The organism is Ruegeria denitrificans (genome assembly GCF_001458295.1).
Classification (GTDB): Bacteria; Pseudomonadota; Alphaproteobacteria; order Rhodobacterales; family Rhodobacteraceae; genus Ruegeria; species Ruegeria denitrificans.
This window is the reverse complement of sequence record NZ_CYUD01000008.1, coordinates 247,441-257,608: the sequence shown is the minus strand read 5'-3', so window position 1 is coordinate 257,608 and position 10,168 is coordinate 247,441. Positions and strand designations below refer to the sequence as shown.

At 58.0% G+C, this 10,168-nt stretch carries 8 protein-coding genes and 1 pseudogene; 2 read left to right on the top strand and 7 right to left on the bottom strand.

Annotation, left to right across the window (positions count from 1 at the left end; all coding sequences use genetic code 11):
* The 7 genes from RUE5091_RS14075 to RUE5091_RS14045 form a co-directional block, all read right to left on the bottom strand.
* The coding region (locus RUE5091_RS14075) for an aldehyde dehydrogenase family protein (protein ID WP_058282547.1) at window positions 1–1,246 on the bottom strand (1,246 nt) is incomplete at its 3' end.
* Between the two features lie 88 nt (window positions 1,247–1,334).
* Window positions 1,335–2,696: a glutamine synthetase family protein gene (locus tag RUE5091_RS14070; RefSeq protein WP_058282577.1), complete on the bottom strand. Its 1,362-nt coding sequence runs from the start codon at window positions 2,694–2,696 to the stop codon at window positions 1,335–1,337.
* A 58-nt stretch (window positions 2,697–2,754) separates the two neighbouring features.
* On the bottom strand, window positions 2,755–4,440 hold the full coding sequence (locus tag RUE5091_RS14065) for a Na/Pi cotransporter family protein (protein ID WP_058282546.1): 1,686 nt from the start codon (window positions 4,438–4,440) through the stop codon (window positions 2,755–2,757).
* A 145-nt stretch (window positions 4,441–4,585) separates the two neighbouring features.
* Window positions 4,586–5,620, bottom strand: coding sequence for a TRAP transporter substrate-binding protein (locus RUE5091_RS14060; RefSeq protein WP_058282576.1), 1,035 nt, complete (start codon window positions 5,618–5,620; stop codon window positions 4,586–4,588).
* A 53-nt stretch (window positions 5,621–5,673) separates the two neighbouring features.
* On the bottom strand, window positions 5,674–6,993 hold the full coding sequence (locus tag RUE5091_RS14055) for a TRAP transporter large permease (RefSeq protein ID WP_058282545.1): 1,320 nt from the start codon (window positions 6,991–6,993) through the stop codon (window positions 5,674–5,676).
* A complete protein-coding gene (locus tag RUE5091_RS14050) occupies window positions 6,990–7,574 on the bottom strand; it encodes a TRAP transporter small permease subunit (RefSeq protein ID WP_058282544.1) in 585 nt (194 codons plus the stop codon). The genes RUE5091_RS14055 and RUE5091_RS14050 overlap by 4 nt, the downstream gene beginning before the upstream one ends.
* On the bottom strand, window positions 7,571–8,323 hold the full coding sequence (locus tag RUE5091_RS14045) for an N-formylglutamate amidohydrolase (RefSeq protein WP_243470787.1): 753 nt from the start codon (window positions 8,321–8,323) through the stop codon (window positions 7,571–7,573). The genes RUE5091_RS14050 and RUE5091_RS14045 overlap by 4 nt, the downstream gene beginning before the upstream one ends.
* 148 nt (window positions 8,324–8,471) lie before the next feature.
* Here RUE5091_RS14045 and RUE5091_RS14040 point away from each other — a divergent pair, with 148 nt between their 5' ends.
* Window positions 8,472–9,341: a MurR/RpiR family transcriptional regulator gene (locus tag RUE5091_RS14040; protein ID WP_082643662.1), complete on the top strand. Its 870-nt coding sequence runs from the start codon at window positions 8,472–8,474 to the stop codon at window positions 9,339–9,341.
* A 67-nt stretch (window positions 9,342–9,408) separates the two neighbouring features.
* A pseudogene (locus tag RUE5091_RS14035) lies at window positions 9,409–10,164 on the top strand (hypothetical protein); the annotation flags it as partial.
* Window positions 10,165–10,168: the final 4 nt, after the last annotated feature.

The window sequence follows — 10,168 nt, the reverse complement described above, 5'->3', positions numbered from 1 at the left end:
TCATGAACACGGTGCCGGTCTCGATCGCATCGCCCACACGCGCCGCCCGGTCCACATCACTTGTCCAGAGGCTGGCGGTCAGGCCAAATACGCTGTCATTCATCAGCGCGATGGCTTCGGCGTCAGACGAGACCTTCATGATGCCCACCACCGGGCCAAAGCTTTCATCCCGCATCACCCGCATGTCGTGGGTCACATTGGTCAGAATCTGTGGCGTCAGATAGGCACCACCGTCATCCTGTGCCATGGTGTCGATATGGGCCACGGCGCCATCGGCCACAGCCTCGGCGATCTGCGCGCGCACCTCATCGGCGAACCTCACATTGGCCATCGGGCCCATAGTCGTCTCCGGGTCCAGCGGGTTGCCCAGCTTGTACCCCTGAACAATCTCAACCGCCTTGGCGACGAAGTCATCATAGAGGTTTTCATGCACGTAAATCCGTTCGATCCCGCAGCAGCACTGGCCCGCGTTGAACATGGCCCCGTCGATCAGCGTATCGACCGCCGCGTCCAGATCGGCATCCTCCATGACATAGCCCGGGTCCTTGCCGCCCAGCTCGGTGCCGACACCAGTAAAGGTGCCCGCCGCCGCGCGCTCCATTGCCTGGCCACCGCCGACCGACCCGGTGAAGTTCACAAAGTCGAACGCATTGCCCGCGATCAGATCATTGGTCACGTCATGGCTGAGGAACACATTCTGGAACACATCCGCCGGCACGCCCGCCGCATGGAAGGCCTGCGCCATCCGCTCGCCCACCAGCAGGGTCTGGGTGGCGTGTTTCAGGATCACCGTATTGCCCGCGATCAGCGCCGGGGCCACCGTGTTGATCGCCGTCATGTAAGGGTAATTCCAGGGCGCCACCACAAACACCACCCCATGCGGGAGGCGCTTGATGTAACGCTTGAACGTCTCATCCTCACCCACCGCGATATCGGCCAGTGACGCCTCAGCGATCCCGGCCATATGACTGGCGCGCTCGTCAAAGCCGCCAAACTCACCACCATAGCGCACCGGGCGTCCCATCATATGGGCCAGTTCGGGCACGATCTCATCATTCATCGCGCCCACAGCGGCCACGCCTGCCATCACAAGATCGATCCGCTCGTGCAACGACCGCGCCGCCCAATCCGCCTGCGCCGCCCGCGCCCGGGCGGCACCCTCAAACGCCGCATCGCGCGACAGCACCGCGCGTTCCGCAAATACCGATCCATCGACCGGTGAGATGCACTTCAGTGTCTGGCCCATGCCATCAACTCCACATAGAGGGCATTTGCGCCCTGCTTCCTCTTTCCAAATTTCAGTGGTGCGAGAGGCCGCCCTCTCACGCTGCTCGTCAGGCCCGTTCAAACCCGCGAGCGACTTCCCAATCGGTCACCACGCGCTCGAATTCCTCGATCTCGACCTCGGCCGCGCGGGTATAGTGATCAACCACGTCATCCCCCATCGCCGCACGCAACATGGCAGACCCGTGCAGCGCATCCCGCGCTGCCCGCAGGTTGCCCGGGATCATGCCCGTGTCCCCCTGATAGACATCGCCAACGGTGGGCGGCTGCAACTCCAGCCCTTCCTCGATCCCCGCAATCCCGGCGGCCAGCATTCCGGCGATCGCCAGATACGGGTTCATATCCGAGCCCGGAATGCGGCACTCCACCCGGATCGCCTTGGTGCCATCGCCACACAGGCGGAACCCGGCGGTGCGGTTGTCCACCGACCAGATGATCCGCGTGGGCGCAAAGGTGCCCTTCATGAACCGCTTGTAGCTGTTGATATACGGCGCCATGAAATAGGTGTAGTCACCGGCGTATTTCAGCAGGCCCGCCATATAGCTTTTCATCAGCGCCGACATACCCAGCTCATCCTCTGCGTCATAAAACGCAGGTTGGCCATCCGCCCATAGCGACTGGTGCACGTGGGACGAACTGCCCACCTTGTCATGATGCCATTTCGGCAGGAAGGTCGCCGCATGGCCATGCTGCCAGGCGATCTCTTTCACCGCGTTCTTGGCGATCGAGTGATACTCGGCCGTCTCCATCGCCGCCGCATATTTGATGTTCAGCTCTTCCTGCCCGGTCTCGGCCTCACCCTTGGAATTCTCGACCGGTATCCCCGCATTCCACAGATGGTTGCGGATCGGGCGCATCACATGCTCTTCCTTGGTGGTCTGCAGGATATGGTAATCCTCGTTGTAGCCCGAGATCGGCTGTAGATCGCGGAACCCTTCCTTGCGGATCGCATCAAAGCTTTTCTCGAACAGAAAGAACTCCAGCTCGGTGGCGCACATCGCGTCATAACCCATCGTCTTCAGACGGTTGACCTGGCGTTTCAGGATCGAGCGCGGCGCATGCGGCACCTCTTCATGCGTGTGATGATCCAGCACATCACACATCACCATCACCGTGCCCTCCAGCCATGGCACCGGACGCAGCGTGCTCAGGTCCGGCTTCATCACATAATCGCCATACCCCCGCTCCCAACTGGTCGACGCATACCCATCCGGCGTCCCCATCTCCAGATCCGTCGCCAGCAGGTAATTGCAGCAATGCGTCTCTTCCCACGCACCAGCCACAAAATGACCCGCATGAAATCGCTTCCCCATCAATCGACCCTGCATGTCAACAAAACAAACCAAAACCGTGTCAACATCCCCGGCAGATACCTGAGACCGCAAATCGCCCAAACGCGCTTCATTGCCCATCATCTTCATCCCTCGTCACTGTCAGAGACCCCGGCCTCTTGCTTCTTTTTACGACCTGTCAATCTTCGGTCGCGTTCTTTTCCATTTCCATGACCAGACGCGTTTCCAGAACCTGTCCGCTTTTGTAGAGGATCGGATAAGCGATAGCGGCGATATGCCCGTGCAGGTCACGCATCGAACGCAACGTCTCGAGATGCAGATCGCTGGACTGGAAGCTTTCGGTCTGGCCCCGCTCAAGACGTTTCAGATGGGCCTTCCGGCTGTCGCGCGACATCCGTTTGACCTCGGCCTTGTCCAGTACAAGACGACGCGCGCAATCCATGTCATCGACCAACAGCACGTGACGGGCCAGAGAGAAACTTTCCAAAACCTCGGCATGCAAATCCGTAAGCTCTTTCCAGCCCTGCGCAGAAAACTCAGAACGTTCGGTGTGCTTGATCTGCGCCGTGCGGGTCATTCGGTTTGAAACCACATCTCCCGCGGCCTCAAGCCGGATGGCGTATTCCACCAGCTCGCGTGCAGATTTCACTTGCGCTTTGCTCATGTTCTGACGTGGCATGCGGGCGACGAAACGGCGGATTTCGGTCAGCTGCGCATTCACTTTCTTATCCTGTTCCCACAGGGCCGAGATGGCGTCGCCATCGTCCTGTTCGTAGATATCCAGCACCGGGCGGAACATACGTTCGACCTGCGTGACCATTTGCAACAACTCGTGCCGAACCGAGGACATCGCCACACTCGCCCCTGACGCGCTTGGATCTCCCAGCGGGGTGAGCACGTCGGTGAACTGGTCCATCACGTTAGCTTCGGCTTTGGGTTCCGGCATCAGTAGGGTCATCGGGCGTTCCAGCCAGTTCACAAAGCCGGTCGCCAGTAGGAACACAGCCAGGTTGAACCCGATATGGGCAAAGATCAGCGACTGCCCTGCCCCGGCAATCATCAGCGCCTCATGCGTGTTTGTTACGTTGACCGCAATCAGCATGACCAACGCCGCACTGCCCCGCAACAGCAGGTTGGCCAGCGGGACACGCCGCGCAGAAATCGTCAGATCGCGCGTCAACCAGATTGGGATAAAGGCCGAGCCAAGATTGGCCCCCAGCACCAGCGACAGCCCGGCGGCAAACGGTATCGCCCCGATCTGAACCAGCGTCACGCACATAAGTATCGTTGCGACCGAGCTGTGCATGACAAACGCCAATACCGCACCGACGATAAAGGCGGTGAAGTAGTCGTTTTCCAGGTAACCCGCGATTGCAGGCAGGAAGGCGCTCTCACGGATCGGATCGACCGCCTCGCGCAGGAACTGGAGCGAAACCAGAATGAACGCGACGCCCAGAATTATCCGGCCCATCAGCCGCACATTGGCGCGGTCCGATTTCAGATACAGCCACCCGCCAAGGGCCAACAAAGCAGGCTGCAACCAGCCCAGATCGTAAGACAGGACCTGAATGACCAGCGCCGAGCCAAGATCGGCCCCAAGAACTCCTGCCAGCGCCATTCCGAAACTGACCATGCCTGCGGCGGCAAATCCGGTTAGCAGAACCGCCACCGCGGCCGAGCTTTGCAGGATCGTGGCCAGAACCATGCCCGCGCCACCCGCAACAAAGCTGTTGGTATGGCGGGTCAGGATCGACTGGAACAAGGCGCCAAAGCGCCGTTCGATACCAGTGCGCACCAGCCGAACGGCAAACAGCAATAACATGGTTGCTGCGAAAATCTCGATCAAAAAGCCTGCTATGGCCATATGCTCATACCTTTCTGCCCCGGTCGGCGCTGTTGCGCCCCAGGGGTCTTGTTCTTGTTGTCAGAAAGGATTTTAGCATAGGGGGTATCGTTTCCGCCGATCTAATCCCGACGCAAGGTCTTTCACTCGCGTCGGGATATTGGTTTTAGCCGTAGCGATACGGCCGTCCGGCCTTTTGCATCTCGGCGTTGTAGCGCTTGAAGATGTCGACGACCTTCGCCTTGAGTTCGGACTCGGCTGCGATTTCGTCCCAGAACTTGACTGCGGCTTGCTCGACCGTTGCCCATTCTTCGTCCGGAATTGTCGTCAGCTGCATTTTGGTGCCATTGACGCGCAGATTGGCCTCGCCTCCCCAATACCACCACTGACGATAGTAATGAGACTGGTCGCAGCAAGCGCGGAAGAGAGTTTGCAGGTCTTCGGGCAATTCGTTCCAACGATCCATATTGGCAAAGAAATGACCCGCCCAAGCACCTGAAATATTGTTTGTCAGGAAGTAGTTGGTCACATCCGCCCATCCGACAGTGTAGTCTTCGGTGATGCCGGACCAGGCAACGCCATCAAGCTCTCCGGTTTGCACCGCGACCTCGATATCTTCCCACGGCAACGACACGGGAACCACGCCGAACTGGCTGAGGAATCGGCCCGCCGTTGGGAAGGTAAACACGCGTTTGCCTTTCAGATCTTCCAACGAATTGATTGGATCCTTGGTTGCAAAGTGGCAAGGGTCCCAAGCCCCCGCGCTGATGTGCTTGACACCAACTTTAGCATATTCCTCGTCCCAAATCTCGTTCAAGCCCCACTGGTTGAACAACACCGGTACGTCCAGTGAATACCGCGACGCAAAGGGAAAATATCCGCCAAAAACCGTAAGTTCTGTCGGCGAAGCCATCGAATCATCGTCTGATTGCACCGCGTCGATAGTGCCTTTTTGCATCGCGCGGAACAATTCTCCGGTCGGCACGATCTGATCTGAATAAAACAGCTCGATCTGCATACGGTCGCCCGCGATTTGATTGAACATGGCAATCGCCGGGTCGATCACATGGGCCGCAAGCGACGGGCCTGCGTAGGTCTGCAGCCGCCACGTAATAGTATTCTGCGCCAATGCGGGCGCGGCGAGGGGTGCAGCGGCGACGCCCACCCCGGCGGTTTTCAAAAACTTACGTCTTGTCGTCATGTCAATTTCCTCTCTGTTGAAGTTACTCCGTGCCCGTTCGCCGGGCATTCTTATTAATTTCCATAGACATAACCGGGCAACCAAAGCGCGATTTCCGGGAAAATCATAATAATAGTAAGGGCCAGCACCATCACCCCGACAAACGGGATGATCGAGCGGTAAATGTCTTTCAGACTGATCTCGGGCGGTGCCATCGCCCGCATCAAAAACAAGTTATAACCGAAAGGCGGCGTCATATAAGCGATCTGCGTGGTGATCGTGTACAGAACCCCGTACCAGATCAGGTCAAAGCCCAGCGCACCAACCAGCGGCACATAAAGCGGCGCCACAATAACTAGCATTGCCGTGTCGTCCAGAAACGTGCCCATGACGATAAAGCTCAGCTGCATCAGGATCAGGATCAACCAAGGCGACAGACCCAGTTGTTCTGTGAACAGGTTGTCGATGGCCTTCACCGCGCCCAGCCCGTCAAACACCGCTCCAAAGCCTAGCGCGGCCAGTATGATCCACATGAACATGCACGAAATCGCCAGCGTCTGCTTGGTGCAGTCCTCGAAAATCTTCCAGGTCATGCGGCGCTTGACGAGAGACACCACAAGGGCCGCCAGTGCCCCAATGGCCGAACTTTCTACCAGCGAGGTCCAGCCATTCACAAACGGCACCATCATCGCGGCAAAGATGATCAGCGGCAGTGCCCCCGCCCCCAGCAGTCGGATTTTCTCAGCCCTCGGAACCTTGTGGGCATCTTCCATCGTGGGGCCGAGTTCGGGCTGAATGCGACAGCGTATCCAGATGTACAGAATAAACAGACCAGCCATCAGCAGGCCCGGAAGGATACCAGCCAACCACAGCTGCCCGACAGGTTGGCGTGCAATCATTGCATAAAGCACCAGCACCACGGATGGCGGCACAAGGATACCCAGACTGGACCCGGCCTGAATGACCCCGGTCACCATGGTTTTGTCATACCCGCGCCGCAGCAGTTCCGGCAGGGCAATCGTCGCCCCGATGGCCATACCCGCAACGCTGAGGCCATTCATGGCCGAAACCAGAACCATCAGCCCGATGGTTCCGATCGCCAGTCCGCCATTCACCGGCCCCATCCACACATGGAACATCCGGTACAGGTCATCGGCTAGGCGGCTTTCGCTAAGTACATAACCCATGAAAATAAACATCGGCAGGGTCAGCAGCGGATACCATTTCATCAGCTTCATCGCGGCCGAGAACGGGATATCCTGCCCTCCAGTACCCCACAGCGCCAGTGCGGCGATAGTGGCAACCGCACCAATTGCACCAAAGACGCGCTGGCCGGTAAACAGCATCAGCATCATGGACGCGAACATGAAGATGGCGATAAATTCCTGGCTCATGCCCTCGACACCCCGATCTCCTGCCCGTTGATCCGGGCTATGTCTTTGAAGAATTCCGATATCGCTTGCAGCAGCATCAGGAAAAAGCCGAACACCATGATGGCTTTGATCGGCCAGATGTAAGGCCGCCACGCGGTCGAAGACCGTTCCAGCCGACCGATCTCTTCACTACCGGTCAGCAGGCCGGTGAAATAGGACACCGGCTCATCCCCCCAATAGCCAAGGCTATAGGCTGTCGATCCCAACCCTCCATAGAGCAGAACGCCCAGATAGAGGATCAGCAGAATCACGGTGAACGCATCGAACCAGGCTTTCTTGTGCGGGCTCCAGTTGTGATAAAACAGGTCCATCCGCACGTTCGACCCCATCTGGATCGAGTACGGCCCGCCAACGATGTAATAGGTCACCATCGCGAACTGGGCCATTTCAAGCGTCCAGAGCGACGGAAGAAAGAAGGTTTTCGAGATCGAGGACCACAGCAGTATCCCCATCATCACGAACAGCCCCCACATCATCACCCGGCCAATCCGGTAATTAACGGCGTCGACCACGTGCACATATGCCGCCATCGCTCGGATCATGCCGCACCTCCCACCTGAAACCCGTCTAGGGTGCGATTGATCCAAGCCACAAGATGCCCGGCAATGGCACGTTGCTGTTCAGGTGTGCGGATCAGGTCATTGCGTATCTCGATCATCACATTCGCCAATCCGTTGGGCCAGGCTTGCATATCCAACGTATGCGCCACCCCATCCGCCGCCGAATAGGGCTCATTCAAAAGGGTCACATAGGGTGAATCGGCAGGCACCGTCTGCATCATCGCCATTGCGAACCGGTCATCCTTGCCGTGAAGGACACCCAGCTCCACCTCGCGCTTTTGACCGTGATAGACCGGCGTGAAACTGTGCACTGTCACCATCAACTGCAGCGAAGGGTGCTGCGAGATTTGGCCTGACAGGGCGTCAGAAAACGGAACATAAACGTTCTCTGTCCGGGCTTGCCGCTCATCCGAAGTCATCGCCGCGTTGGCGGGGATGTCATATTCTTCGCTTCTGACCGGCATGGCGCCTGCAGCCTCGGGCGGGCGGTTACAGTCATAAACCAGACGCGACACGCCGCCATAGACCAAAGACGCAGACATCTGCGCAGCCATGTTCTGCGCCACCCCCAACGCACCGGGGTCCCATGCAATATGGCTCTCACGCGCCTTGGCCGTCAGGCCCATGTCACCCAGAAATTTCGGGATTCGGTTCGACGCATGCTCGCACACCAGCAGCACCATAGGTGCGCCGTCCGCTGTATCCGTATGAACAACAGTTCCGAAGTCCAATGTGCCGTCCTGCGATTCCGAGAGTAGTGTCGATGTAAAAATTTCCACATGAAGCATTCACCTGTCAATATTTTTCCTGTATAAAATCATCCAAGCTTGAACGCGCTGAAAAAATTTTGACATAGCGCAGGATCGAAAGGACCCATACGTGCGGGTAACGGACAGGCTTTTGGCCCATCGGGACAAGATGACCCCATCCGAGCGGCAACTGATCAGCGTTCTGCTGGACGATTACCCCATGGCTGGTCTGGGTAGCATCACTGAATTGGCCAGCGCGGCCTCGGTGTCCACCACGACCGTTGCGCGTATGCTGCAGAAAACCGGGTTTGACGGCTATCCGCAGTTTCAGGCCGCCCTGCGGGGCGAGGTCAAGGAGATGATCTCAGGACCGATTGCCAAGCGCGACGTCTGGCAAAACGACCTGCCGGAAGAGCATATCCTGAACCGGTATTCCCAACAGACGCTAGCCAATCAGAAACGCACGATTGACGAAGTCGACCCAACCGAGTTTGACAGTTTTTGCAATATGCTTAGCGACCCGGACCGTCGTATCTTCATTACCGGCGGGCGCATCACCGGCACGCTGGCGCAGTATCTTTACCTGCACCTGCAGATGATCCGCCCGGACGTGCGACTGTTGCCCTTTGCGGCATCCTGGACCCATGACCTGTTGGATGTGCGCAAGGGTGACGTGCTAATCGCGCTGGATGTGCGGCGGTATGAGAACTCGACCATGCTGATCGGGCAGCTGTGCCAGGAACGCGAGGCCGAAATCGTGCTGTTCACCGATCAATGGCGCTCGCCTATCCACCGGCTCGCCAAACATACTTTTACCGCGCGGATCGCCGTGCCGTCTGCCTGGGATTCCATGGCCGCTATTGTAATGCTGCTAGAATGCGTGATCGCCGAAGTTCAGGAACGCCTGTGGGATTCGGTCAAAGAACGCACGGACGAGTTGGAACAGGCCTTCGACCGTACCAAGCTTTTCCGGAAATTCGGCCAAAGCTCAAGCTCTTAACGTCGATTCTCTACAACTGACCGTGAGGAGTGTTGCCAGCGCGAAGGCACGCGGTCACTTTGGTGTCATGACGTTTGTGACCGATAATCAACTGCCGCTGCTGATCCTGTTCTTTCTTATCGGGTCTGTTGGCACCGCATTTCTGTTTCGCAAGCCCGCCGGTCACCGGGCCTGGAAACTGGCCGACCTGGTCTGGGTGGTTCTGGGTGGCATCGGTGCGCTGGTGGCGGTTCTGGCCGGGCTTTACACCTCGGACAGTTCGCGGCTGGACCGGCAAATCGACGTGGCCTATGCCGCCACACTTGCCTTTGACCGCGATGCCGCAAGATTCCGCCTGCGGTTCTGCGATCCGGCCTATGACCCGGACACTGCCGTTCTGTGCGACAAGGTCGAGTTCCTGTCAGCATCTACCGCCAGCAACGCCGACCTGCCCCTTTTCATCGCGGTGACCAATGAGGTTGCGCCCCTGCAGGGACTGCATTTTCTGTTCGGCGGACAAGCCAGAAAAGAACAGGACGAAATACGCGCCATGGCGGCCAAGGCAGATGCGTTCAGCATTGATCAGTTTCTGGTCTTCACCACGCTGGACGATGCAACGCAGGTCGCGATCGACAATATGCGCCGCAAAGTGCCTGCAATTGCCGGAGACTATCTGATCCTCGCGCAAAGCTATGATGATCTGGTCGACCAGGTCGGAAAGCTAAAGAACGAATGGGAATATCTACAGGCCAATGCGCATATTCTGGTGTTGCAGATCATCGCGCTGTGCCTGGTCAGCTTTGCCGCGCCGTTCCGTTTGGGTAAGTCCATTGTCGAGCTGCGCTCAG

Excerpts from the sequence above, each read along its gene's own strand:
- RUE5091_RS14055 (WP_058282545.1), bottom strand. The coding sequence starts at position 6,993 with ATGAGCCAGGAATTTATCGCCATCTTCATGTTCGCGTCCATGATGCTG.
- RUE5091_RS14060 (WP_058282576.1), bottom strand. The coding sequence starts at position 5,620 with ATGACGACAAGACGTAAGTTTTTGAAAACCGCCGGGGTGGGCGTCGCC.
- RUE5091_RS14050 (WP_058282544.1), bottom strand. The coding sequence starts at position 7,574 with ATGATCCGAGCGATGGCGGCATATGTGCACGTGGTCGACGCCGTTAAT.
- RUE5091_RS14070 (WP_058282577.1), bottom strand. The coding sequence starts at position 2,696 with ATGGGCAATGAAGCGCGTTTGGGCGATTTGCGGTCTCAGGTATCTGCC.
- RUE5091_RS14065 (WP_058282546.1), bottom strand. The coding sequence starts at position 4,440 with ATGGCCATAGCAGGCTTTTTGATCGAGATTTTCGCAGCAACCATGTTA.